Genomic DNA, 23,789 nt, shown 5'->3' with positions numbered 1-23,789 from the left:
GTGCCGACCAAGGTCGGCACCCACCCGATCGGGTAGCGCCCGGCTGCCAGCCGGGCGACCGGAGAGCCTTATTCCAGCCCCAGCCAGCCGCCGATCACGCCGCGGGCTTCGTCCACGCCGGTGCGGTCTTCGCCGGAGAACACCTGCACGCTGACGCTGTCGCCATAGGCCGAGTGCAGCTCCTTGCGCACCTTCTGCAGGGTCTGCATCTGCTGGCTGCGGCTGAGCTTGTCGGCCTTGGTCAGCAGCGCGTGCGCCGGCAGGCCGCGCTGCACGGCATAGGCCAGCATCTGCCGGTCGTAGTCCTTCAGCGGATGGCGGATGTCCATCACCACCACCAGCCCCTTCAGGGCCTCTCGGGTGCGGAAATACCTGTCGATGAAGGCCTGCCAGTGCGCCTGCAGGTCCAGCGGCACCTTGGCGTAGCCATAGCCGGGCAGATCGACCAGGTGCGCGTCCGGAGTGATCTGGAAGAACACCAGCTGCTGGGTGCGGCCGGGGGTCTTGGAGACACGGGCCAGGGCGTTCTGGCGGGTCAGCGCGTTGAGCGCACTGGACTTGCCGGCGTTGGAGCGGCCGGCGAAGGCCACTTCGGCCCCTTCATCGGGCGGCAGCTGCCGCACGTTGTGGGCCGAGAGGTGGTAACGGGCGCGTTCGATGAGCAATGACATATGCCTAGGATCGCATGTTGCGGCGCCGCGCGCCCGTGCCGGCGGCCCGTGCCGGCATTTTTGCTGCACTGCTGCGTTGACCGTGCGCGGAAACGGCGTTGATAATCCGGGCGATGCCGGCCGCCATCGCCCCGCCCGGTCCATACGGAGCTTCAGCATGCGCCACGCTCGCGTTCTTGCCGTATCCGCCCTTGCCACTGCCGTAGTCGTTGCCGCCGCTGCGTTCGCGCAGACCACGTTGACTCCGCTGCCCGACAACGGGCCGATCCGCACCGCGTCGCTGGAGGTGGACTTCAGCAAGACCCACTGGGGTGATGCCAAGGCCGGCCAGACCAAGGCGACGGCCTGTGCGGCCTGCCATGGCGCCGACGGCAATTCCACGGTGGAGATGTATCCGTCCATCGCTGGCCAGAGCGAACGCTACGTGGCCCAGCAGATGGCCCTGATCGCCAATGGCCAGCGCAGCTCCGGCGCCGCGGTGGCGATGGTGCCGTTCGTGCAGAACCTCACCCCGCAGGACATGCGCGATATCGGCGCCTACTTCGCCACGCAGAAGGCCAACGCGGGCATCGCCGACGACACGGCGGTCACCGACGGCCCCTACAAGGGCATGAAGTTCTACGAGATCGGCCAGCAGCTCTACCGCGGTGGCGATGCCAAGCGTGGGCTGCCGGCCTGCATGGCCTGCCACGGCCCCAGCGGTGCCGGCAATCCCGGCCCGGCCTATCCGCACCTGGGTGGGCAGCACGCCAGCTATGTCGCGCGCCGCCTGCAGGAGTACCAGGCCGGCCAGACCAACGAGACCGACAAGGCGCACTTCCAGATCATGGCCACGGTCGCGCAGAAGCTCAGCGAGCAGGAGGTGCAGGCCCTGTCGAGCTACCTGCAGGGCCTGCACAACAAGGCCGACGATGTGGCCGCTGCAGCCACGCCGACGCAACCGGCTGCCGCCCCCTGAGCACCACTGGTCGGCCGGGGCCGCGACGTCGGCCCACGGCTGCGGTATGTTTCCTTCACGCCGGCGGCTGCGCCGGCGTTGCTTTTTTCAACGGAGATGCGTGTCAATGAGGTTGATTTCCCGCCTGCTGTTGTCCGTGCTGGTGCTGCTGCCGCTGGCAGCCTGCGCCGCCACCCCCGCCAATGCCCCGCTGGTCGAGGGCAAAGACTACGAGCGCATCGCCCAGCCGGGCCCGTTCCAGCCGCTGGCCGGCAAGATCGAGGTGGTCGAAGTCTTCGGCTACACCTGCCCGCACTGCGCCCATTTCGAACCGCAGCTGGAAGCCTGGGCGGCCAAGCTGCCGGCCGACGTGCGCTTCACGCCGGTCCCGGCGGCCTTCGGTGGCGCCTGGGATGCCTGGGCACTGGCCTACTACGCCGCCGACGAAGTCGGCGTGGCCAAGCGCAGCCACGCTGCCGTGTTCAAGGCCCTGCACGAGCAGGGATCGCTGCCGATGCAGAACGTCTCGGCCGATGAGCTCGCCACGTTCTACAAGGCCTACGGCGTGACCCCGGAGCGCTACCTCCAGGCGCTGCGCGGCGATGCCGTGCAGAAGAGGGTCGAGGCCGCGCGCGCGTTCGCCCAGCGCACCAAGGTGCCGGGCACCCCGGCCATCATCATCAACGGCCAGTACCTGGTGCGCGGCAACAGCTTCGACGACCAGCTGCGCATCGCCTCGGCGCTGATCGCCCAGGCCCGCGCCGCCCGCGGCCGCTGAACCAACGCCCACCCTCGACACGGCGCTGTCGCCGCCGCATGTCATCATTTCCCCCTGGCTGGCGCCTGGCGCCGGCCCCACCTTTCCAGATGCTGGAGACGTTTCCATGAAGATCCGTTACGCCCTCGCCCTCGCAGCGCTGCTGCCGATCCTGGCTGCCTGCAAGGCTGATGACGGCAGCACCAACACCACCGCGGCCCCGGCCGCACCGGCCGCCGCCCCGGCCCCCCCCGAACCGGCCGCTGCGCCGGCGGCGGGCAGCGAAGGCGCCGCGCCGGCTGCCGCCGAAGGCGACAAGGCCCCGGCCGAAGCGACTCCGGCCGCCGCGCCGGCCCCGACCACCGCCGCGCTGACCGGCCCGGCCCCGGTGGAAGGCGCCGATTACCAGGTGATCCCGAACGGCCAGCCGTTCCAGCCGGCCGCCGGCAAGATCGAAGTGACCGAGATCTTCGGCTACGTCTGCCCGGCCTGCGCCGCGTTCCAGCCGCTGGTCGGCCCGTGGAAGGCCGGCCTGCCGAGCGACGTCAACTTCGTCTACGTGCCGGCCATGTTCGGCGGCACCTGGGATGACTATGCCCGTGCGTTCTACGCCGCGCAGACCCTGGGCGTGCAGGAAAAGACCCACGAAGCGCTGTATGCCGCCATCCACTCGCAGAAGACCCTGAAGGGCGAGCGCGGCCGTGATTCGGTGGAGGACATCGCCAAGTTCTACGCCGCCTATGGCGTGGATCCGAAGCAGTTCGCCGCCACCATGGGCAGCTTCGCAGTGAACGCCAAGACCAACTCGGCCAAGCAGTTCGCCCAGCGCAGCCAGATCAGCGGCACCCCGTCGATCATCGTCAACGGCAAGTACCTGGTGAAGGGCAAGAGCTTCCCGGACATGCTGCGCATCGCCGACCACCTGATCGCCCGCGAACGCGGTGCGGCCCAGGCTCACTGATCCAAGAGACGCATTTCCCGGCCGTGAATTCCCCCCGTACACGGACCCTGCGCTTGCTGACGGCCAACATCCAGGCCGGCTCAAGTACCCGCCGCTACAGCGACTATGTGACCCGCAGCTGGTCACATGCGCTGCCGGCGGGTCGCAAGCGCAGCAGCCTGGACGCGATCGCCACCCTGGCGCGCGACCATGACATCGTCGGCCTGCAGGAGGCCGACCCGGGCAGCCTGCGCTCGGGCTTCACCAACCAGACCCACTACCTGGCCCAGCGCGCCGGCTTCAACTACTGGAGCCACCAGCCGAACCGGCGCATGGGCGGCGTGGCGTCCAGTGCCAATGGCCTGCTGAGCAAGCTGGAGCCGGTGGAAGTGCAGGACCATGCCCTGCCCGGCCGCATCGGCGGGCGCGGCGTGCTGCTGGCCAAGTTCGGCGACGGTACCGATGGCCTGGCGGTGGCGGTGGCGCATCTGTCATTGGGCGCGGGCTCGCGGATGTCGCAGCTGGGCTTCATCGCCGAGCTGCTGTCCGACCACCCCAACGCGGTGCTGATGGGCGACTTCAACTGCCTGGCCGAACGCCCGGAAATGCAGGTGCTGTACCAGAAGACCCGGCTGCAGCCGCCCGGCTGCATCGTGCCGACCTTCCCCAGCTGGCGCCCCGATCGCGCCATCGACCACATCCTGGTCAGCAGCGGACTGCTGACCCGCACCGTGGAAGCCGTACCGGCCGCGTTCTCCGATCACCTCGCCTTGGCGATGCAGATCGACGTCCCGACCGACGCCCTGCGCTGAACCGCCGCCCTGGTAGGTGCGGACCGTTGGTCCGCACGCTTCGCGCCGGCCGCCGCCCGGCCCCCCCTAAATCAGGGCATAAATGACTTAATCCCCTCCGTCCCCTTTTTCAGGCGGTGACGGGTGCCTTCAGGCGCCGCGCGGTCATCGTGCTGCCCACCGAGGCCAGCACCGTGCAGCCGATCGCCAGCCACTGCAGCCCATGCAGGTGCTCGTGCAGCAGCAGCATCGCCCACAGTGCGGCCACCGCCGGCTCCATGCTGATCAGGATGCCGAACGTCTCCTTCGGCAGGCGCTTGAGCGCCATCATTTCCAGCGACATCGGGATCGCGCTGGAGACCAGCGCCACCAGCAGGCCGGCGGCCAGGATCTTCGGGTCCAGCAGCGCCGCGCCGGCGTGCACCATGCCCACCGGCACCACCACCAGCGACGCCGCCAGCAGCCCCAGCGACACCGAATGCCCGGCGTGCAGGTGGCCGGCACGCTTGCCGAACACGATGTACAGGCCCCAGCACGCCGCAGCGCCCATCGCATACAGCACGCCGGCCGGATCCAGCGCCGGGCCGCCGCCGATCGGCAGCAGCAACAGCAACCCCACCGCCGCACAGCCCACCCAGAGGAAATCGATCGGTCGTCGTGACGACAGCATCGCCACCGTCAGCGGCCCGGTGAACTCGATGGCCACCGCGATGCCGAAGGGAATCGTACGCAGGGCCATGTAGAACAGCAGGTTCATCAGGCCCAGGGTGAGCCCGTAGCGCAGGATGGTGATCGCATCCGCGCGGCCGGTCTTCCAGCGCCACGGCCGCCAGAACAGCAGCAGCAACAGGGCCGAGAAGCCCACGCGCAGCGCGCTGGTGCCCTGCGCGCCGATCAGCGGGAACAGGTTTTTTGCATAGGAGGTGCCGATGGCCAGGGAGGTGACCGAGCCAAGCACCGCCAGCGCCGGCAACATCGGCGCGAGTCGTGGGGTCTGCATGGGCAAAGTCTATTGCGCCGGCGCCGAGCACTTGGCTCAATTGACGGCCCGTTCGTGCAACTTCTGCTCGCCATGGCCACCGCCCCCGTGCTCGACAGCTTCGACCGCGCCATCCTCGACCTGCTGCAGCGGGACAACACCCTGCCGCAACGCGAAATCGCCGAGGCTGTGCACCTGTCCGCGCCGGCCGTGCAGCGCCGCATCAAGCGCCTGCAGGACGGCGGCGTGATCGCCGCCAACGTGGCGGTGGTCGACGCGGCCAGGGTCGGGCGACCGCTGACCATCATCGTCGAGGTGCGCGTGGTCAGCGAGCAGCGCGGCCGCGTGGCACCGTTCAAGCGCCGCGTGCAGGACGACCCGGCGGTGCAGCAGTGCTACTCGATCACCGGCGATGGCGATTTCCTGCTGCTGGTGTCGGCCGCGTCGATGGAAGAGTACGAGGCAATCACCGAGCGGCTGTTCGGCGCAGATGACAACATCGAGCGCTTCCGCACATCGGTGGCGCTGGGCACGTTGAAGCGCAGTTTCGAGGTGCCGCTGGCATGACATCCGCTGATTCCCCCTCCGCGGCCCGCCGCCTGCGCCGCTGGCTGCTGCGCGGCCTGTGGCTGGCCGTGGCCCTTGTTGCGGTGATGGCGGTGTGGAACAGCCCGTGGGCGGCCGCACCGAAGATGCTGTGGACACTCTCGCGGATGCCGCCGGCCACCGGACTGCCGGTGCCCGTGGACGGCGTCAGACCCGGGCAGATCGCCGATACGTTCGGCGCACCGCGCGGTCGCGACCGCTCCCACGCCGGCATCGACATCTTCGCCAGGCGTGGCACCCCGGTGCGCAGCGCCACGCCTGGCGTCATCGCCGACGTCCGTGAGGGTGGCCTCGGCGGGCGCCAGGTGTGGGTGATCGGGCCCGGTCGCGAACGCTACTACTACGCGCATCTCGAAGACTGGGCGGAGGGCCTGGCGCGCGGCCAGGTGGTCCGGGCCGGCGACCTGCTCGGCCACGTCGGCGACAGCGGCAATGCCAAGGGCACGCCCCCGCACCTGCACTGGGGCATCTACGGCACCGACGGTGCCCGCGATCCGCTGCCACTGCTGCGCTGACCCCAACTGTTGCGTCGGGCCCTGCCCAAGCGCCTTCCTCGTTCAGGATTTGTAAATAGGAATAGTTCGTATTAACATTTCTTTCGTTTCCGGTGGTGCCAGGACGGCCTGCCCGCCCTTCCCCTACCCGTAGCGCCTCGCCTCCTGGATGCCGGCCGAGCGCGCGTGCTCGCCCAGGACCTCCATGACCCGTTCCGCCCTCCGTATCCCGCAGCCGCAGCGGCTGTCCGTTGCCGTGCTCGCCGTGCTCTGCAGCGTGGCCCCGGCCGCCTTCGCCGACACCGCCGCCGACCCGACCACGCTGGACAAGGTCGTGGTCAAAGGCGAACGCGCCGAAGGCTATTCGGTGCGCCGCACCTCGGCCGGTACCCGCTTCGACCTGGCGCCGCGCGAGATCCCGCAGTCGCTCAGCATCATCAGCCACCAGCGCATCGAAGATCAGAAGCTGGACGACATCATCGACGTGCTGGCCAACACCACCGGCGTGACCAGCACCCAGTCCGACAGCGAGCGCACCGAGTTCTACGCGCGTGGCTTCTACATCGATGCCTACCAGTTCGATGGCCTGCCCACGCAGATGGTGCAGAACTGGAGCTACGGTGACTCCGGGCTGGACCTGGCGCTGTATGACCGTGTGGAAGTGGTGCGAGGTGCCACCGGCCTGCTCAGCGGCGCCGGCAACCCGTCCGCGTCGGTGAACCTGATCCGCAAGCACGCCGACAGCGCCGAGCTGGCCGGCAGCGTGTCGGTGAACGTGGGCAGCTGGGGCCGCACCCGCACCACCGTGGATGTGGGCAGCGCGCTCAATGCCAGCGGCAGCGTGCGTGGGCGCGTGATCGGCAGCTATCTGGATACCGATGGCCAGATGGACCGCTACAACCAGCGCAAGACGCTGGGCTACGCCGTCATTGATGCCGACCTGACTCCGGACACCCAGCTGAGCGTGGGCTACGACTACCAGCAGAAGCGCGCCAATGGTGCGACCTGGGGCGGTTTCCCGATGTGGTACGCCGATGGCAGCCCGACCAACTACCCGACCTCGTTCAATCCGTCGCCGGACTGGACCTACTGGGACACTACCAGCAAGCGTGCGTTCGCCACCCTGCAGCACGCCTTCAGCAACGGCTGGAAGTTCAGGATCGGCGCCACCCACGACCGCACCAACGCCGACGACAAGCTGTTCTATCCGTCCTACACCGCGTTCGACAAGGCCACCGGCACCGGCGTCACGCCGATGGCCGGCTTCTACAACACCGAGCGCAAGGTCGATGGCATCGATGGCTACATCGACGGCCCGTTCCAGCTGTTCGGCCGCGAGCACCAGTTCATGGCCGGCCTGAGCTACAACAAACGCGAATTCGCCAACTACGGTGACTTCCAGACGGGTGGCCCCGGCACCGGCTGGAATCCCTTCAGCTCCTATCTCGACTGGACCGGCAACATCGCCCAGCCGAACTGGAACCCGCTGGCGCTGGCCAGCCAGGGCACCATCACCCAGAAGGCCGGCTATGCCGCCACCCGTCTGTCGCTGGCTGATCCGCTGAAGCTGATCCTCGGCGCACGCTACACCGACTGGAAGAGCGAGGGTGAAGGCGCCGACCGCGCGCACAAGGTGACCACGCCGTACGCTGGCCTGGTCTTCGACATCAACGGGACGTACTCGACCTACGCCAGCTACACCGAGATTTTCCAGCCGCAGACGCTGAAGGACCGCAATGGCAGCTACCTCGATCCGGTCGATGGCAAGAGCTACGAGGTGGGCGTCAAGGGCGCGTGGTTCGACAACCGCCTGAACGCCTCGCTGGCCGTGTTCCGCATCGAACAGGACAACGTCGGCCAGGCCACCGGTGAGCCGGTGCAGGGCAGCCAGAACGAGTTCGCCTATCGCGCTGCACGCGGCACCGTCAGCCGTGGCTTCGAGTTCGAGGTGAACGGCGAACTCGCCCCGGGCTGGAACGCGACCTTCGGTGCGTCGCGCTATGTGGCCAAGGACATCAACGGCGCCGACATCAACACCAACCTGCCGCAGACCGCGCTGAAACTGTTCACCAGCTACACCCCGCAGTCGCTGCAGGCACTGACCGTCGGCGGCGGCGCCAACTGGCAGAACCGCATCTACTACCCGGTGCCAGCCTATGGCCGCATCGAACAAAGCGGCTACGCGCTGGTCAGTGCCTTCCTGCGCTACCGCATCTCGCCGGAGTTCAGCGTGCAGGCCAACCTCAACAACCTGCTGGACAAGAAGTACCTGTCGCAGGTCAACGGCTACGGTGCCTACGGCGATGGCCGCAATGGCTCGCTGACGTTCACCTGGGCGTTCTGATCAGACGCGGGGTACGACCACCCCGCGCCTGTTGAGCCGAGCGCGGGCTCGGCTCTACGCCCGCAAGGCAGCGCCGGAACTGACCGGCGCTGCCACCGTCACATCAGAACCGCAGGTCCGCGCGCAGGTACCAGTAGCGGCCACGCGGGATGTCGTAGGTCGAGGCGTCATACCCGTTCAACGAACACGACAGGCAGATCGGCGGATCCTTGTCGAACACGTTGTTCAGGCCCGCGGTCAGCTGCAGCCCCTTCATCCAGTCGATCTTGTAGCCCACCTGCACGTCGTGGAAGGTGGTGGCCGAGAGCGTGTTGGTACCGGCCGCCTCGTTGCTGCAGACCGGGAATGCCACCGCATCGCCACAGTTCTCGGTCAGCTCGGAGATGTGCCGCACCGTCCAGTTCGCACTCCAGCGGTCCAGCGTCCAGCCGATGCTGGCGTTGCTGGTCCACTCTGGAATGGAACTGTCGGCCACTTCCACGCCCGGCTTCTGCGGCTGCTTCTGCCCGGCCGCGCCGGTGGCTTCGTAACGACCGACGAAGGTGTTCTTCCAGGCCAGCTTGAACTGGCCGACCGAGGTCTGCGGCAAGGTCCAGAACAGGTCCACGTCCCAGCCATCGGTCTTGATCGAGCCCAGGTTGGTCAGGCGGTTGTTGAAGCTGCTGACCGCGCCGGTGCTGGCGCGGGTGATGCCACCGCAATACAGCGGGTCAAGCGTGTCCACGCACAGGTCCAGCTGGGTCTGGGCGTTGATGGCCTGGATCGCACCATCGATGGCATGGCGGTAGAAGGTCACTTCCACATCGAAGCGCTCCGACCAGGACGCGTTGTTGCCGAACCACGGACTCCACACGAAGCCGGCGCTGAAGCTGCGCGAGCGCTCCGGTTCCAGCTCGCGGTTACCGCCGGTGGTCACCGAGATCTGCGAGTTGGCCTGCTGGAAGCCGGCCGGGACGCCCAGCGCGGCGCAGTTGGCGGCGCTGCCGCGCGGCGGCGTACCGCCGAGGCCCACCGAGCACGGATCGAACAGCTGCAGGTCGGCGCGTGCGGCCGAGCCGTACAGCTCGCCGATCGATGGCGCCCGGAAGCCCTCGGCGTAGGTGGTGCGCAGCACGAAGTCGTCGGTCACCTGCCAGCGCAGGCCGTACTTCGGGGTGAACTCGCCACCGAAGGTGGAGTAGTCCGAGTAGCGGCCGGCCAGGCTCAGGTCCAGCTTCTTGCCCAGCGGCGAGTCGGCGAAGATCGGAACGCTCAACTCCAGATACGCTTCGTTGACGTCATACGAACCGGACGTCGGCTGCGACGGCACACCGTTGTAGTGGCCGATCACCGTCAGCGGGTCGGGCTGGTACCAGCCCTTGTACTTGCGATATTCGTAGCCGCTGGCGAACGATACCGGACCCGCCGGCAGGGTGAACAGGTCGCTGGACAGGTTGGCGGTGAACAGGCTCAGCTCGTTCTGGCTGCGGTCGCGCACCACCGGCTGGATCCACTTCAGCATGTCCGGGGTGATCGAGCCGGCGCCACCGAAGATGTTCAGCGGCACGCAGCCCGGGGTTGCCGCACACACCGCCGGATCGCCCAATGCCAGGTTGACGTTGTAGATGTTGTAGCTGCCGTAGTTGGTCTGTTCGGCCTTGTTCTTGCTGTACATGCCGTTGACGTCCCAGTACCAGCTGCGGTCGGCGGCATGGAAGTTGCCGACCAGGCCGGTGGCCACGTAGGTGGTGTTGACCTCCTGCTTGAACACGCGTGCCCCGCCCTCCACCGGACGGCGGCCGATCAGGCTCATGTTGTCGCCGGACACCAGATCGAAACCGAACGGGTTGTACGGGTTCAGGCGCGAGACCACGATGTTGTCGGCCAGCGGGTTGCCGGTGGCGCCGTCAGGACCGAAGAACAGCGGCTCCGGTCCGGCCTGGTTGGTCGACTCGCGGCGGTTGCCCAGCGCCTTGATGTACCACTGCACGTTGTCGGTGATGTCGAAACGGAACTGGCCGAACAGGCCTTTGCGCTCCGACGGCGTGAGTACCATGTTGTATTCGGCGAAGTTGAAGCGGTCGGCGGTGGTAAAGCAATGGTAGTCATCGCTGCGGTTGCAGCCGGCGCTGCCGTCGTACCGTGGATTGCTGACACCGCTGTTGGGCACGATGTTCTGCACCGCGCCGGTGTTCGGATCGGTGAACATGAAGCGGCCCTGCGGGATGCCACCGCTGCCGAAAGCCAGGCCGGTGCCGGGAATCGGGAAGCGCGACTGTTCGCGGTCCTTGGCGAACACCGGATCCTGCTTGGTCCAGCTGGCGCCCAGGAACAGGCTGAAGCGGTCGCCGCTCTTGCCCCAGGCCAGATCCACGCCCTTCTGCGTGCCGTCGCCCTTGCTGTACTCACCATAGTTCAGCGTCACCTGGCCGCCGTCGAAGTCGCGGCGGGTGATGATGTTGACCACGCCGGCGATGGCATCGGAGCCGTACAGCGACGATGCGCCGTCTTCCAGCACCTCGATGCGTTCGACGATGGCCAGCGGGATGGTGTTGAGGTCGGTGGCGGCACCCACACCCGATGCGGACGACTCGTTGACCCAGCGGATGCCGTCGACCAGCACCAGCACGCGCTTGGCACCGAGGTGGCGCAGGTCGACCTGCGCCGAGCCGGCACCCACGCCGCTGCCATCTGGCGGGAAGCCGAAGTTGCCGGACGAATTGAACTTGGCATTGAGCGCCGAACCCGAGCCGGTCAGTTGCTGCAGCACCTCGCTGATCGAGTTCAGGCCGGTGCGTTCGATGTCACCGCGGGTCAGGGTCTGGATCGGGACCTGGCCCTCGACTTCAGCGCGCTTGATGCGGGTACCGGTGACTTCCACCGCATCCAGGTTGGTGGTGGATTGTGCAGCGGCACCCAACGGGGCCAGGGCCATCACGCACAGCGCGACGGCAACCGCCAACGGGCGGTGGTGCAGGTGATTCATTCGCTCTCTCTCCAAAGGAATGTCGGGACATGGACTGCCGCGCTCCCCCCTGCATGGCGGCAGCGTCTCCTTTGTAAACAAGTGGTAAAAATCGCGACGTGACCGGCGACACCTTTTCACGCAACCCTGACGAATGAACCATCGGCATCCGCAATTGGTTCAATATCTAGGAATTATTTTAAATTCCAGACTTTTGCCAGCTTGAATCACGAATCGGGCAGAGACTGGGACCTCCGACGCTCAAAGCGAGGTCCAATCGTGAAAGCAACTACTGCCAGACTGCAAGCAGCGATCATCGCACTTGTCTTCTTTTCATTTGCAGGTGAATCCGAAGCAGGCGGCCTCATCGAATGCAACAATTGCGTATCGCCCAAATCCGTCGCTCTACAGTCTGGATCTGGACTCACAGTGATAATTGACTTCGAAAAAGCACAACTGACTGCATTCGATGTTGAATATGATCGGGAAATGAGAAAATGGAGAGCCCTTCCAACCCCCGTACCCAGCCAGATCCAAATGGCATTTCTCCGGATTGTGGAAAGCGTATCTGGCGTTAGTGATCAGCCGAGCCACGCTTTTCCAGATGCGGGGGGAGGCGCAATGGTTCCCCTCCACCCCGACAATCCGGGGAATTCCAATGGGATGCGATTTCCAGAGTCATACAAATCGTCCGACGCGTTCGAGATCGTCAGCTCGGCGACCATGAGGACGCGACTAGGCCAGTATTTGGCCCTAGAAATCGCAGGGGCCAATACAAGCAACCCAGCGTGGAACAGCTTCGCGCTTTCCATACAGCAATTTTCGCTCAACTGGGCAAGCATAAAAGGGGGCGGATCAGTCAATATAGTAATTACTTGGAGAGACGGATCAAAAACCCTCTATCGAATCACCCCTGATAACGTAGCAGAGGCCAAATACCAGAAAGGTGAGAGCCGGGACGGCACTGGAAACAAGGTCCCAGATGAGACCATTGCAGACCCTGTCACGGCTCCTTCTTACGCTGGACAGTACTACTTCCGCCACGGCGGCGACGTCGACAAATGGGTCCGCACTGCTCAGATGTATGGTGTGCCGGTCCAACGCGGGTCCAGCAGTCGGATTTCCTGCAGCTGGGACGGCCGCACAGTCTATTGCCAGCAATACTGACTAAAGGTGCAAGCTGTTGAGGCACACCGCCCCCCAACAGCGCCCCATCCATCTCACCGCACGAAGGCAATCCGCTCCATGCCGGTCGCCTCGGCCGCAGCCAATATCCGCGCCATGCCTTCGTACTCGGCCGCCGGATCGGTGGCGATGCGCAGCTCCGGCAGGTTGCCGGCATGTTCGCCCACCTGTGCCTGCAGGCGCGCCTGCAGCTCACTGATCGCCATCGGCTGGCCATTCCAGCTGAGCTGGTTGCCAGCGTCCAGGCGCAGCTCGATCGGCGGGGGCGGTTCGGGACGGTCAACCACGCGATCGGTGGTCTGTGGCAACTGCACGGCGATTGGCCGGGCCACGATCGGCGCAGTCACGATGAAGATGATCAACAGCACCAGCATGACATCCACCAGTGGCGTGACATTGATGTCCGCCAGCGGGCCGCTTCTTCCTGCGCTACTGAACGCCATGTGCCGCTCCCTGCAGCCGGGCCGTTCGCCCAAGGCCGACGTTACGACGACTGTCACCCGCTGCGGCAGGGGCTTCTACGGATTCATTCAGCTGTCGTTGCCGACGCCCGGCGTGCACGCAATGCGAAACTGAATTCAGCCACTGCCCGCTATGCTGCATGCCATGACCCGACGATCTCCGACCGCCCTGTCCCTGCTGCCCTTGGCCACCACGCTGCTGATCGGCTGCGCCAATGCCCAGTCCCTCGACGCCCAGAACGCGCAGTTGAAAGCCGCGATCGCGGCCGCCGAACGCGGCCAGTTCGATCCTGGCCAGGCCGCTGCGCTCAGTCGCCACCCGGCGTACGGTTGGCTGGAGTACGCCAACCTGCGCCGCAACATCGACACCGTCGATACCGCGCAGGCACAGGCCTTCCTCAAGCGCTATGAGGGCCAGGCCGTGGCCAGCACGTTCCGCAGCGTGTGGCTGCCCTCGCTCGCCCGCCGCCAGGACTGGCCGACCCTGCTGGCCAACTGGGCGCCCACCGACAACGCCGGCCTGCGCTGTGCGCAACTGACCGCGCGCCAGGTGACCGGCAAAGTCGATCCGCAGTGGATCAGCGAAGCTCAGGAGCTGTGGCGCAAGAACGGCAAGCCGCTGCCGGACAGCTGCGATGCGGTGTTCACCGTGCTGCAGGCCCAAGGCGGCCTGAGCGACGCCCTGCGCTGGGAACGGATCGATGCCGCCGCCGACGCGCAGCAGCCCGCCGTGATGCGCAGCGCGGCCCGCGGCCTGCCTGCCAGCGATCTGGCACTGGCCAACACTTACGCCGCCTTCGTCGACAAGCCCAATGCCAGCGCCATGAACTGGCCGCGCAACGAGCGCAGCCGGCGCATCGCCACCGATGGCCTAGCCAAGCTGGCCAAGGCCGACCCGGCCGCCACCGAACAGCAGCTGCCGCAGTACGCGCAGGCACTGGGGCTGAGTGCCGACCAGCAGGGCCAGGTGCTGTACCAGATCGCGCTGTGGACGGTGGCGTCCTACCTGCCCGATTCGGCACGCCGCCTCAACGCGGTGCCGGAGTCGGCCTATGACGAACGCCTGCACGAGTGGCGCGTGCGCGAAGCGATGTCGCGCGGCGACTGGCCGGCGGCGCTGACCGCCATCCGCAAGATGGGCAGCAAGCAGCGCAGCGACCCGCGCTGGCGCTACTTCGAAGGCCGCATGCTGGAGAAGACCGGCCAGGCCCAGCAGGCGCAGCCGCTGTTCCGCGAAGCCGCACGCGCACCGACCTTCCACGGTTTCCTTGCCGCCGACAAGCTGCAGCAGGGCTATACCCTGTGCCCGTGGAAGCCCAACGACAGCGCGCAGGCACAGGCCGTGATCGCGCGCGACCCGGCCATCCAGCGGGCGATGGCGCTGTACCAGATCGACCGCGCCGGTTGGGCCGTGGCCGAATGGAACAGCGCGCTGTCGCGCTTCGACGACACCCAGCGCCGCCTCGCCGTGCGCGTGGCGCAGGACAACGGCTGGTTCGACCGTGCCGTGTTCGCGCTCGGCAAGCAGCCGCAGGAACAGCGCCTGTACGACCTGCGCTTCCCGCTGCACCACGACGCCACCATCCGCCGCGAGTCGGCACGCAACGCGATCGATCCGGCCTGGGTGGCGGCGGAGATCCGCGCCGAGAGCACGTTCACCCCGCGCGCGCGCTCGCCTGCCAACGCCATGGGCCTGATGCAGGTGCTGCCGGCCACCGGTGCCAGCGTGGCCAAGTCGATCGGCCTGACCGGCTACGGCGGCGCCGACAGCCTGTACGACCCGGACACCAACATCGCGATCGGCACCGCCTACCTGCGCCAGCTGATGAACAAGTACGACGGCCTGCCGTACGTGACCATCGCCGCGTACAACGCGGGGCCGACGCCGACGGCACGCTGGCAGGGCCAACGCCCGGGCTTCGATCCGGATCTGTGGATCGAGACCATCAGCTACAAGGAAACCCGCGAGTACGTCGCCCGCGTGCTGGCCTTCAGCGTGATCTACGACTGGCGCCTCAACGGTGATGCACTGCCGCTGAGCGACCGCCTGATGGGCCGCCTGGTGGACAAGCGCAAGCGCTTCAGCTGCGCGGCCGACGCCGAGCAGGGCGGCGATTGATCGCAACACGGTACTGCCGACCGCTGGCCGGCATTCCCCCGTGTCCACGCCCTGGAGAGTGAAACGATGAGCCTGCTGGCCTGGGTCAGGCTGGCCGCTGTATCCGTAGTGCCGGCCGCTGGCCGGCAGCTTCGGGGTGACTGCGGTTGCCGGCCAGCGGCCGGCACTACCGGTGCATCTGCACCGGGCATGCGATGATTCCCGCCATGAAGATCTATCTTGTCGGCGGCGCCGTGCGTGACCGCCTGCTGCAGCGACCTGCCGGCGACCATGACTGGGTGGTGGTCGGTGCCACGCCCGCGCAGATGGAAGCGCAGGGCTACACCGCCGTCGGCCGCGATTTCCCGGTGTTCCTGCACCCGAAGACCGGCGAGGAATACGCGCTGGCGCGCACCGAGCGCAAATCCGGCCGTGGCTACCGCGGCTTCGTGGTCGATGCCGACCCAGCAGTGACGCTGGAAGAGGACCTGCAGCGCCGTGACTTCACCATCAACGCGATTGCCTGCGACGAAGACACCGGCACGCTGGTCGATCCCTACGGCGGTGTGCGCGATATCGAGCAACGCGTGCTGCGCCATGTCGGCCCTGCGTTCGTGGAAGATCCGCTGCGCGTGCTGCGCGCGGCGCGCTTCATGGCGCGCTTCGCGCCACTGGGCTTCACCGTCGCCGAAGAGACCATGGCACTGATGCGCGAGGTCGCCGCCAGTGGCGAGCTGGACGCGCTGGTGCCCGAGCGCGTCTGGCAGGAGCTGCGCAAGGCGCTGGTCAGTGAGCGGCCCTCTGCGTTCCTGCGCACATTGCACGATGCGCATGCACTGGGCCCGATCCTGCCCGAGCTGGAAGCGCTGTATGGCGTGCCGCAACGTGCCGAATTCCACCCCGAGGTCGATACCGGCATCCACCAGGAAATGGTCAGCGACATGGCTGCCAGGCTGGCGCCGGGCGATGACCTGGTCGGCTTCGCGGCCCTCACCCACGACCTCGGCAAGGGCCTGACCCCGCCGGAGAAATGGCCGCGCCACATCATGCACGAGCAGCGCGGCATCAAGCCGCTGAAGGCACTATGCGCGCGGTTGAAGATTCCCGCCGAACACCAGCAGCTGGCTGAAGCGGTGTGTCGCGAGCACTTGAACGTGCACCGCATCGACGAACTGCGCGATGCCACCGTGCTGGAACTGCTGGGCCGCTGCGATGCGCTGCGCCGGCCGGAACGCGTGGCCCGCATCGCACTGTGCTGCGAGGCCGACAAGCGCGGCCGGCTCGGCTTCGAGGATGCCGACTACCCCCAGGGCGAAACGCTCAAGCGCCTGCACCAGGCGGCGCTGTCAGTGCAGGCGCGGGATCTGGATACCACGCACCTGAAGGGCCCGGCCATCGGCGAAGCGCTGGCCAAGGCGCGCGTAAAAGCCATCGCCGCCGCCCGCTGATCCGCAACCGCCGTGGCGGCCGCGCACCGACTCCCACGGGTAGTGCCGGCCGCTGGCCGGCACCCCTATATCACTGGCTTCAGTGCGCCATCCCACGGGTAATCGCCGCCGCACGCTGCTTCAGCTGGGCCACGGCATCGGGAATCATCTCCATGCCCACGTCCAGGCCCGGGTTCAGCACCAGGCCGACGCCGTCGCCGATACCGGCCAGCAGCGCATGCACTGCGATCGGCATGGCATGCGCAAACTGCGGCAGCTGCTCGTGCCACAGGCCGGCACGCTCGGGCGCGGTGAACACCGCGAACATCGGCTCGCCGCTCTCGCTGGTCAGCACCAGCGGCGAGATGCTTTCGTCCCAGGCGCCATCCTCACCAATGGCCTTGTCCAGCAGCACGAACGCCGTCGAGGTCAGCAGGCCATCGAGGAACTGCGCTGCGGTCAGCGTGCCGTCCTGGGCCTGCAGCAGGCGCACCTCGAGGTCGTTGAGGGGTTCGAACGGGGTGTCGTGGTCCATGGTCGGTTCCGGTACGTGGTTGCAGGCTGCAACTTTAGCAGGCCGGGCACGAGGCACGGCAGCGCCTCGGCAGGGACACCGGCTTCAGCGGCCGATGAGGCTTTCCGCGGGAATGCCCAGGTTGCGGTGAAGCTTCCGGATCATTTCCAGAGTCAGACCGCGCTTGCGATTCAACACCTCATAGACACGGTTGAGCTGGCCGATGGACGGCACCAGATCCTTCACGGTCAGACCGCCCTGCTCCATGCGGAAGCGGATTGCGTCGATGGGATCTGGCGGTTCGATCGGGTAGTGCTTCGCTTCGTAGGCTTCAACCAGCGTTACGAGAATTTCGAATCGATCGCCCTCCTCGCTGCCCGGCTCCGGCTCGTTGTCCACATAGGCCGAAATCTCGCGCAGCGCATTTTCGTAGTCGTTTTCCGTACGGATGGGCTGGATGTTCATAGAAGCTCCACAGTGTCGGCGTCGATCCGGTCGTACTCGGCGTGGGTGCCAATGAACTTGATGTAGACCACCTGAAACCTGTAACTCACAGCGACGATGAGCCGGTAGCTGTTGCCCTTTATGTTGAACACCACACGACTGTTCGCCACGAAACTTGCGCTTGCATAACGTTGGCGTACGTCGTGCGGCGTGTCCCATACGGCGTGCCTGACTTCGTCGTACCAGGACCTCAGCACTGCTTCCGAATCAGGGTGACGTTCCCAGAATCGTTTCAGCGTCGCCAAAGCAACCACCTTCATCCGCACATCCTAGTCCCAATATGGGACATAAGCAACCGTTTCATCTTCATCAGCGGCCGATATAGCCGTGCCGCCACAGCCAGCCCAGCGCGGCCAACCCGGCCACGCCCACCAGCATCAACGGCAGGCCGAAGCGGTGCCGCCACGGGATCGGCACCCCGCCCAGCTGCTGGTCCATGGTCTCGGTATCCAGCACCCAGCCGTGCTCGCACCGGGTACAGGCCAGCTCGTAGCGGCGCTGGTAGGTGAACCCGAACAGCAGGTCGATGCGCGCCATCTTGTAGCGCAGCTGCGGCGCGAACTCGGTTTCCGTCTGGCACCGCAGGCAGTGGTGCGCTTCGGTGGGGCCGACGATCAGCACCCGTTCCTGTTGGCCGATCAGGATCATGTCCGGTTGCCCCGGCAGGTGGGCTGGGCCAGCAGCCAAGCCTGGGCGGCGGCGACGGTGGCCGCGTCACCCTCCACGCGCTGGTCGGGCTCGATCTTCAAGCCATCGCCACGATCATCGCGGTCCCGCATCACGCTGGTGGTCAGCAGCAGGCGACTGCCATCGGCAAGCGTGTGCACGACATTGCCAGTGGAGACACCCGCCGTCGGCTGGCCGAAGCTCCGCGCCTGCGGCCGGCCACGCCACGCCAGCACCGCGGCCTCGCCCGAACTGGCAGTGCGGGGCCCGAACAGCACCGCCACCGGCGCACCAGGCTGCCGCAGCGCGTGACCCGACTGGCCGAAGTCCAGCAGCGGCTTGCCCGCCAGCTGCACGGCAGTCGCCGTCAACGTCCAGCGCTGCGGCCCTTGCGCGGTTTCGAACGAGCCGACGTCCTCGTTGTTCACCACCGAGGTGCGCAGCAGCGGTGCCATGCCCAGCAGCATCGGCCACATGGAGCCGCCACCGTTGTCCCGCAGGTCGACGATCCAGCCGCAGCGCGCGCCGTCGTCCTTGCTGCGGATGACCTGCTGCCACCGCGCGGCACGCTGGATGTCCTGGCGGAATTTTTCCTGCGGCGTCGCGCCCGGCGAGGAGGCATAGCCCTCGATGACCACCCAGCCGATGCGCGCATCCACCGCATCAGCGGCCTTGGCCCGGTCCACGGCGGCGGCACCGGCCTGCTGCGCACGCGCGAGGGATTTGCGCTGACGCTGGGTCGTGGTCCACGCACCATGGTGGCCGGTGCTGAGCGCAATGGCTTCGCGCAGAACGGCCAGCCGTCGCGCCGGGTCGCCCTGCGCCGATTGCAGGCGTACGCGGGTGGCGGGCCAGTCCATCCGGTCGCGATACAGCGCCTGGCGTTCAAGCAGGTTGAGGATCTCGGCCTGGGCCTCCGGCGAGGGCACCTCGACCGCGCTTGGGGTATCGGCCATGGCGCCGGTCGCCAGCAACACGAGCATCAGCGCGCCGATGCGACGCACTCCCTTGCGAACCTGCATGCGACGCTTCCTTGTCGTTGAATCAGGACCGCAGCATAACCGGGGCATGATCGCTTGCGCCACGCGCGAACTGTCGTATTTGCCTCCTCCGCAGATTGCAGGCAGACACGCTCACTGCGATCACAACATTACAACTTTGCCCATGTCATCGCGGGGTACAACGCGCCAAGGTGGCTTTGCCGGCGCCTCCTGCGCTGGTCGGGATTGGCGTCCTGAATGAAGTTTTTCACGAGCAGGCTTGCAACCTCGTTGCCGGCCCGAACAATGCACCGTCCGTCGTTCTGCGGCGGGCGGTGCGAGGGGATCCCCGGATCCGCCGGCGTCATTCCTCGTGAAGAGCTTCACCGGCACGCCAACCCGCACCGCCCGCCACCTTGCATCCCGCAGGTGGCCTCGCCTCGTGAGGTTGCCGCCATGAACACGCCCCACCCCACCTATCCACGCCTGCATGCCCTGCTCGGCGCTGCACTGCCCGGCCTGCAGCTGTCCACTGCCGTCGCTGAAGCGTTGGAAGATGCACTCGCCGAAGCCAACGAACAGGCGCCGCCATCGGCGTTCTTCGCCCGGTTGCGCGGCATCGCTCACAGCCACGCAGCCGACGGCCAGGCGTGGCGCGAGCGGCAACTCAGCGAGGCGCGCGGCCGGGACCTGGCGGAGGCAACGCGCTGCCTGGCGGCAGTGTCTGCGTGTGGGGGCGTGTTGCTGGCGGCGCAGTCGGCACGCGAGATGGATGATGCGCAGGCGCAGTGTCCGCCGCAGGTGGAGGAAGGCTTGCTGCACGCAGTGGTGGTATTGGCCGATCATGCCGGAGCGTTGGTGGAACCGGATGCGTGCGCACCGCTGCTATAGAGCTGCGCCTATGCCCGGCTGCGCAGAGGTCATGGCGTGGGTGGGATTCGTGCCGACCAAGGTCGGCACCTACCCAAGGTTGCGGTTGTCACCAGTCCGCGCGCAGGCCGATGTTGCCTTCGATGATGCGGCGCTTCTCGTTGCGGTCGCCGCCCAGCTCGCGCGTGTAGTCGGCCACGGCGTACGCACTGATGATGCGGTTGAAGCGCCCGACCACACCCACACCAGCTTCCAGCGCGCGTGAGCGCTGCGCATTGACGATCACGTCGTCGTCGAAACGGATGCGGTCCTCGCCGGAACGGCCATGCCAGTAATTGAGCTTGAAATACGGCTGCCAGCCGTTGTCGGCCAGCTGGTAGTCGCCGGCCAGGCGCAGGCCGATGCGGCCGGTCCAGGCGTTGTCGTTGTCGAAGCGCACGCTCGATACTTCATCGCGACGGTCATCCAGCGAAGTGCGCTGCCAGATCACCTGCACCTGCGGTTCCAGCCACCATGCGGACTGCCCGACGTGCAGCAGCGGCTTTCCGGCCTCCACTGACACGCTGGTGCCATCGCCGTTGATGCCGAAGCCGAGCCCACGCGAGGAACGCACGCGGCCGTCGTAGCGGCTCTGCATCGCCACGGCGTCGATGTAGCCGCCATTGCTGTCGGTGAACGTCCAGTACAGGCCCGCGTGCTTGTCGTCCAGGCGGTTCTGGCCCACCTGCACGTTCTCCCAGCCCAGTGCCAGACCCGTGGTCTTGCCCTGCGCGCGGGTGCGGCCAACGAATACGCCGATCTGGTTGCGGTGGTTGTCAGACGCCGCAGCCCACACGTCGAGGCCGGCCTGCAGGCCCATCACATCGCCATCGAAGCCCGGCTGCGCATCCCCCTTCCAGTGGATCTCGCTGCTCTGCCCCACCAACCGGCCCCAGGCGGTGCGGAATGCGCCCTGGTTGTACAGCAGGCGCTGCTCGCCCTGCCGCTCGTGGAACGTGCCGAGACTGGCCAGCGAGGTCTCGCGCAGCAGCGGTGGCACCACCGCGTAGGCGGCGGCCTCCACGCGGTACAGCGGCACCACCGCGCCTTCGGCCGGGCGTGCACCCGGCGTTGGCGGGGCGCCGGTACCGGGCAGCGCACCGCCGGCCACGGGCACATCCGGCACCGCCGGATCGCTGGGCGGTGCCACCGGCGCCGGTTCCGGTGGCGGCGGTGGCGGCGCGGTCTCTCCGGCGGTCAGGTCAGGATCGGTGGCGCCTTCCGGTGGCGGCGGCGGTGCCGGGGTGATCGCCGGCGGCGGTGCGACCGGCGGCGTCAGCGGCGGTGGCGCGGCGCTGCCATCACCGTTGGGTGCCGGCGTTGGCCCGGTCACCAGCGTCGATCGCAGGTACCAGTTCTCGCTGGTGCCGGCGCTGACACCGCCCTTGAACAGGAAGTACTCGTAGGCACCGGCCGCGACCGGCGCAAACAGCGAGAACGCGCCCGGCGCGGTGCGGCCACCATTCAAGGCCTGCACCACCAGGATGCCATCGGCCAGCGTGGCGGCACCGCTGCCGCCCGCATTGAGTACCCCGATGCCGGTGGTGCCGGTGGCGGAACCGCCATCGATCACCAGGCGGTCGCTGGTGGAATTGTCTGCGCCCAGCACGGTGCGCAGGTACAGGCCACCGCCGTCGCCGCGATAATTGCCGCGCACGGTGAACACGTCGCCTGCGCCGGTGCCGGTCAGGTCGATGCGCCCGGCATTGACCATATCCACCAGTGCACCACTGTTGAACGGACGGATGGCATGGCCGCCACTGCCTGCATAGACGGTGCTCGTGTCATCCACCGTGAGCGTGCCGGTGCCGGTACTGCTGTCGCCCAGCACCAGATCGCCATCGAAGGTCAGCTCGGTGCTGTTGGCCAGCCGCACCGTCTCCCAGTTCTGGAAACGGCCCACGCCGGCGGTCTTGACGTTGCTGAGGTTGAGCTGGTCGATGCCGCTGCCACCGTCGAACAGCGGCACCGCCCCCAGGTTGCCCTGGTTGAGGTTGCCGAGAGTGGCGACGTCGTTGTCCGGCCCCATGTCGATCGCACCGTAGACGATGCCACCGCCATTCCAGTTGAAGGTGTCATCGCCGGTACTGAGCAGTACCTGCCCGCGCACGGTGCCGTCGGTGATGGTCACGCTGTCGTTGCCGCCGCTGACGCTGATGTTGCCGCCGATATAGGCCGTGCCAGAAATGATGATGGTGTCGGTGTCGAAGCCGGTCACCACGTTGCCATCCACAGTACCGCCGGACTGGTCCCACAGGTTCTTGTCCAGCTTCATGTTGACGCGGCCGATGCGGCCTGCGGTCATCCAGGCCTGGTCGCCATCCTCGAACGCACCGATGATGCGGCCACCGCTCATGCGGAAGGTATCGATGTTGTCGCCCTGCTGCAGCGCGCCGATCGTGCCGCCACTCATGACGAAATCATCGCGGCCACTGCCCTGCGCCACCACGCCGGTGACGGTGCCACCGGTGACGGTCATCTGGTCATCGCCACTGCCCTGGTCGACGCTGTCGATCGTACCGTTGCCCAGCACCAGCACGTCGTTGCCATCGCCCTGCAGGACGCCGCCGCTGATGCTGCCGGCCTGCATGTCCAGGCGGTCATTGCCGGCACCGAACTGCACGCCGGTGCGCCCGCTGATCGTTCCGCGGTTGACCAGCACGCTGTCGCCCGCGCCGACGAACTGCAGCGCGGTGTTGTTGCCGGTACTGATGCTTCCCGCATTTTCGACGCGGCTGCCGCCACCGAGCTGGACCGCCAGGCCGCCCACCGAACTGATCGTGCCCAGGTTGGACAGCAGGTGCCCGCCGGCGCCGACAAGCGAAATCGCGCTGCTGCCACCGCTCTGCTGCAGTTGTGCCGTGTTGGCGACAGTGACGGTGATGCCGGCGGCGCCATTGGCGGTGACGGGCACGGTCTGTGGGTTCGGCGCGTTGGCATCGCAGGTGACCGTCTGGCCGGCGGCGGGGGCCACGCTGTCACAGCCGGCCCAGGCGGCGCTGGCGGTCAACAACATGACGGACGGAACAGCCAAGGCCTGCAGTACGGAAACAGTGAGGCGGCGCATACGCACTGCGCGCGGGACGGCACGGGACATACAGCACTCCTGGCAAGGGATCAGGAACTGCGGATATGCGGTACTGCGAGCGCAGTCTGCGCCGTGGTGAATGGTTTCGTCAGGTGAATTTGCGTGCCGCTCATCACAGTTCAGATGCGAACTTGATCGGGCATCACCTGGCCTCTACGTGCCTGAAATCGTTCATCTTTGCGGCGGTCATACGTCGCGAGAGCATCCACGCATGGCGTGGATCTACTGGCGCACCTGGTAGATCCACGCCATGCGTGGATTGAGCCGCCGATACACCCGGTTGGTCCACGCCATGCGTGGATTGAGCCGCCGGCACACCCGGTTGGTCCACGCCATGCGTGGATTGAGCCACTGATACACCCCGTAGATCCACGCCATGCGTGGATTGAACCGCCGATACATCGGGTAGATCCACGCCATGCGTGGATTGAACCGCCGATACATCGGGTAGCTCCACGCCATGCGTGGATTGAGCCGCCGATACACCCCGTAGA

General features: G+C 67.0%; 22 protein-coding genes. 11 read left to right on the top strand and 11 right to left on the bottom strand.

The features are described from left to right. Nucleotides 1-68 precede the first annotated feature (68 nt). Complete coding sequence (gene yihA, locus AC5P9C_RS12670; protein ID WP_049466467.1) at nt 69-671, bottom strand: ribosome biogenesis GTP-binding protein YihA/YsxC; 603 nt, start codon at nt 669-671, stop codon at nt 69-71. Nucleotides 672-828: 157 nt separating this feature from the next. On the opposite strand from yihA, the gene AC5P9C_RS12665 reads away from it, so the two are divergent. From AC5P9C_RS12665 to AC5P9C_RS12650, 4 genes are all read left to right on the top strand, one after another. Next, nucleotides 829-1,629, top strand: coding sequence for a c-type cytochrome (locus AC5P9C_RS12665; protein ID WP_057495005.1), 801 nt, complete (start codon nt 829-831; stop codon nt 1,627-1,629). Between the two features lie 106 nt (nt 1,630-1,735). Then, nucleotides 1,736-2,386, top strand: coding sequence for a DsbA family protein (locus AC5P9C_RS12660; protein ID WP_164083083.1), 651 nt, complete (start codon nt 1,736-1,738; stop codon nt 2,384-2,386). Nucleotides 2,387-2,492: 106 nt separating this feature from the next. Continuing rightward, the gene (locus AC5P9C_RS12655; protein WP_343543479.1) at nt 2,493-3,326 is read left to right on the top strand and encodes a thiol:disulfide interchange protein DsbA/DsbL; all 834 of its coding nucleotides are present in this window, start codon (nt 2,493-2,495) and stop codon (nt 3,324-3,326) included. A 53-nt stretch (nt 3,327-3,379) separates the two neighbouring features. Beyond that, on the top strand, nt 3,380-4,117 hold the full coding sequence (locus AC5P9C_RS12650) for an endonuclease/exonuclease/phosphatase family protein (RefSeq protein WP_176422037.1): 738 nt from the start codon (nt 3,380-3,382) through the stop codon (nt 4,115-4,117). A gap of 109 nt (nt 4,118-4,226) precedes the next feature. On the opposite strand, the gene AC5P9C_RS12645 is transcribed toward AC5P9C_RS12650, so the two are convergent. Beyond that, nucleotides 4,227-5,096: an EamA family transporter gene (locus AC5P9C_RS12645; protein ID WP_343543297.1), complete on the bottom strand. Its 870-nt coding sequence runs from the start codon at nt 5,094-5,096 to the stop codon at nt 4,227-4,229. Nucleotides 5,097-5,168: 72 nt separating this feature from the next. Here AC5P9C_RS12645 and AC5P9C_RS12640 point away from each other — a divergent pair, with 72 nt between their 5' ends. From AC5P9C_RS12640 to fhuE, 3 genes are all read left to right on the top strand, one after another. Beyond that, complete coding sequence (locus AC5P9C_RS12640) at nt 5,169-5,642, top strand: Lrp/AsnC family transcriptional regulator (protein WP_312580750.1); 474 nt, start codon at nt 5,169-5,171, stop codon at nt 5,640-5,642. Continuing rightward, entirely contained in the window at nt 5,639-6,196 is a 558-nt protein-coding gene (locus tag AC5P9C_RS12635) for a M23 family metallopeptidase (protein ID WP_343543299.1), read from the top strand. Before AC5P9C_RS12640 ends, AC5P9C_RS12635 begins: the two co-directional genes overlap by 4 nt. 184 nt (nt 6,197-6,380) lie before the next feature. Next, nucleotides 6,381-8,519 (top strand): ferric-rhodotorulic acid/ferric-coprogen receptor FhuE, encoded by a 2,139-nt coding sequence (gene fhuE / locus AC5P9C_RS12630; RefSeq protein WP_343543300.1) that lies wholly within the window; start codon nt 6,381-6,383, stop codon nt 8,517-8,519. A 103-nt stretch (nt 8,520-8,622) separates the two neighbouring features. Here fhuE and AC5P9C_RS12625 read toward each other — a convergent pair whose 3' ends face one another. Then, nucleotides 8,623-11,433: a TonB-dependent receptor gene (locus AC5P9C_RS12625; RefSeq protein WP_414615312.1), complete on the bottom strand. Its 2,811-nt coding sequence runs from the start codon at nt 11,431-11,433 to the stop codon at nt 8,623-8,625. Nucleotides 11,434-11,742: 309 nt separating this feature from the next. Here AC5P9C_RS12625 and AC5P9C_RS12620 point away from each other — a divergent pair, with 309 nt between their 5' ends. After that, nucleotides 11,743-12,630, top strand: coding sequence for a hypothetical protein (locus tag AC5P9C_RS12620; RefSeq protein ID WP_141098714.1), 888 nt, complete (start codon nt 11,743-11,745; stop codon nt 12,628-12,630). A 53-nt stretch (nt 12,631-12,683) separates the two neighbouring features. On the opposite strand, the gene AC5P9C_RS12615 is transcribed toward AC5P9C_RS12620, so the two are convergent. Next, the gene (locus AC5P9C_RS12615; protein WP_343541271.1) at nt 12,684-13,091 is read right to left on the bottom strand and encodes an ExbD/TolR family protein; all 408 of its coding nucleotides are present in this window, start codon (nt 13,089-13,091) and stop codon (nt 12,684-12,686) included. A 151-nt stretch (nt 13,092-13,242) separates the two neighbouring features. Here AC5P9C_RS12615 and AC5P9C_RS12610 point away from each other — a divergent pair, with 151 nt between their 5' ends. After that, complete coding sequence (locus AC5P9C_RS12610; protein WP_343541273.1) at nt 13,243-15,228, top strand: transglycosylase SLT domain-containing protein; 1,986 nt, start codon at nt 13,243-13,245, stop codon at nt 15,226-15,228. Nucleotides 15,229-15,434: 206 nt separating this feature from the next. Continuing rightward, entirely contained in the window at nt 15,435-16,655 is a 1,221-nt protein-coding gene (locus tag AC5P9C_RS12605) for a multifunctional CCA addition/repair protein (RefSeq protein ID WP_343541275.1), read from the top strand. 79 nt (nt 16,656-16,734) lie between these two features. On the opposite strand, the gene AC5P9C_RS12600 is transcribed toward AC5P9C_RS12605, so the two are convergent. From AC5P9C_RS12600 to AC5P9C_RS12580, 5 genes are all read right to left on the bottom strand, one after another. After that, a complete protein-coding gene (locus AC5P9C_RS12600; protein ID WP_005419309.1) occupies nt 16,735-17,169 on the bottom strand; it encodes an SseB family protein in 435 nt (144 codons plus the stop codon). 84 nt (nt 17,170-17,253) lie between these two features. Continuing rightward, nucleotides 17,254-17,613 carry a helix-turn-helix domain-containing protein gene (locus AC5P9C_RS12595; RefSeq protein WP_064239186.1) on the bottom strand — a complete coding sequence of 120 codons (360 nt, stop codon included), beginning with the start codon at nt 17,611-17,613 and terminating at the stop codon, nt 17,254-17,256. Continuing rightward, entirely contained in the window at nt 17,610-17,912 is a 303-nt protein-coding gene (locus AC5P9C_RS12590) for a type II toxin-antitoxin system HigB family toxin (protein ID WP_064239187.1), read from the bottom strand. Before AC5P9C_RS12590 ends, AC5P9C_RS12595 begins: the two co-directional genes overlap by 4 nt. A gap of 49 nt (nt 17,913-17,961) precedes the next feature. Continuing rightward, the gene (locus AC5P9C_RS12585) at nt 17,962-18,300 is read right to left on the bottom strand and encodes a hypothetical protein (RefSeq protein ID WP_049414632.1); all 339 of its coding nucleotides are present in this window, start codon (nt 18,298-18,300) and stop codon (nt 17,962-17,964) included. Continuing rightward, entirely contained in the window at nt 18,297-19,340 is a 1,044-nt protein-coding gene (locus AC5P9C_RS12580; RefSeq protein WP_064239188.1) for a S41 family peptidase, read from the bottom strand. Before AC5P9C_RS12580 ends, AC5P9C_RS12585 begins: the two co-directional genes overlap by 4 nt. Nucleotides 19,341-19,754: 414 nt before the next feature. Between AC5P9C_RS12580 and AC5P9C_RS12575 the strand changes: the two genes are divergently transcribed. Continuing rightward, nucleotides 19,755-20,189 carry a hypothetical protein gene (locus AC5P9C_RS12575; protein WP_064239189.1) on the top strand — a complete coding sequence of 145 codons (435 nt, stop codon included), beginning with the start codon at nt 19,755-19,757 and terminating at the stop codon, nt 20,187-20,189. Between the two features lie 88 nt (nt 20,190-20,277). On the opposite strand, the gene AC5P9C_RS12570 is transcribed toward AC5P9C_RS12575, so the two are convergent. Together AC5P9C_RS12570 and AC5P9C_RS12565 are read right to left on the bottom strand one after the other, a co-directional pair. Then, nucleotides 20,278-23,304, bottom strand: a complete 3,027-nt coding sequence (locus AC5P9C_RS12570) for an autotransporter family protein (RefSeq protein ID WP_343541280.1) — start codon at nt 23,302-23,304, stop codon at nt 20,278-20,280. A gap of 213 nt (nt 23,305-23,517) precedes the next feature. After that, nucleotides 23,518-23,789 (bottom strand): hypothetical protein (locus AC5P9C_RS12565; protein WP_495205175.1); only part of this gene is annotated, 272 nt, incomplete at its 5' end.

The sequence above is a fragment of the Stenotrophomonas sp. YJH_SMC_10 genome (assembly GCF_059371555.1).
Note: the sequence above shows the minus strand (reverse complement) of the source record. Positions and strands in the feature narration are given on the sequence as shown.

Coding starts and splice junctions, on each gene's coding strand:
- yihA (WP_049466467.1), bottom strand. CDS start 671: ATGTCATTGCTCATCGAACGCGCCCGTTACCACCTCTCGGCCCACAAC.
- AC5P9C_RS12665 (WP_057495005.1), top strand. CDS start 829: ATGCGCCACGCTCGCGTTCTTGCCGTATCCGCCCTTGCCACTGCCGTA.
- AC5P9C_RS12660 (WP_164083083.1), top strand. CDS start 1,736: ATGAGGTTGATTTCCCGCCTGCTGTTGTCCGTGCTGGTGCTGCTGCCG.
- AC5P9C_RS12655 (WP_343543479.1), top strand. CDS start 2,493: ATGAAGATCCGTTACGCCCTCGCCCTCGCAGCGCTGCTGCCGATCCTG.
- AC5P9C_RS12645 (WP_343543297.1), bottom strand. CDS start 5,096: ATGCAGACCCCACGACTCGCGCCGATGTTGCCGGCGCTGGCGGTGCTT.
- AC5P9C_RS12640 (WP_312580750.1), top strand. CDS start 5,169: ATGGCCACCGCCCCCGTGCTCGACAGCTTCGACCGCGCCATCCTCGAC.
- AC5P9C_RS12635 (WP_343543299.1), top strand. CDS start 5,639: ATGACATCCGCTGATTCCCCCTCCGCGGCCCGCCGCCTGCGCCGCTGG.
- fhuE (WP_343543300.1), top strand. CDS start 6,381: ATGACCCGTTCCGCCCTCCGTATCCCGCAGCCGCAGCGGCTGTCCGTT.
- AC5P9C_RS12625 (WP_414615312.1), bottom strand. CDS start 11,433: ATGGCCCTGGCCCCGTTGGGTGCCGCTGCACAATCCACCACCAACCTG.
- AC5P9C_RS12615 (WP_343541271.1), bottom strand. CDS start 13,091: ATGGCGTTCAGTAGCGCAGGAAGAAGCGGCCCGCTGGCGGACATCAAT.
- AC5P9C_RS12610 (WP_343541273.1), top strand. CDS start 13,243: ATGCTGCATGCCATGACCCGACGATCTCCGACCGCCCTGTCCCTGCTG.
- AC5P9C_RS12605 (WP_343541275.1), top strand. CDS start 15,435: ATGAAGATCTATCTTGTCGGCGGCGCCGTGCGTGACCGCCTGCTGCAG.
- AC5P9C_RS12600 (WP_005419309.1), bottom strand. CDS start 17,169: ATGGACCACGACACCCCGTTCGAACCCCTCAACGACCTCGAGGTGCGC.
- AC5P9C_RS12595 (WP_064239186.1), bottom strand. CDS start 17,613: ATGAACATCCAGCCCATCCGTACGGAAAACGACTACGAAAATGCGCTG.
- AC5P9C_RS12590 (WP_064239187.1), bottom strand. CDS start 17,912: ATGAAGGTGGTTGCTTTGGCGACGCTGAAACGATTCTGGGAACGTCAC.
- AC5P9C_RS12585 (WP_049414632.1), bottom strand. CDS start 18,300: ATGATCCTGATCGGCCAACAGGAACGGGTGCTGATCGTCGGCCCCACC.
- AC5P9C_RS12580 (WP_064239188.1), bottom strand. CDS start 19,340: ATGCAGGTTCGCAAGGGAGTGCGTCGCATCGGCGCGCTGATGCTCGTG.
- AC5P9C_RS12575 (WP_064239189.1), top strand. CDS start 19,755: ATGAACACGCCCCACCCCACCTATCCACGCCTGCATGCCCTGCTCGGC.
- AC5P9C_RS12570 (WP_343541280.1), bottom strand. CDS start 23,304: ATGTCCCGTGCCGTCCCGCGCGCAGTGCGTATGCGCCGCCTCACTGTT.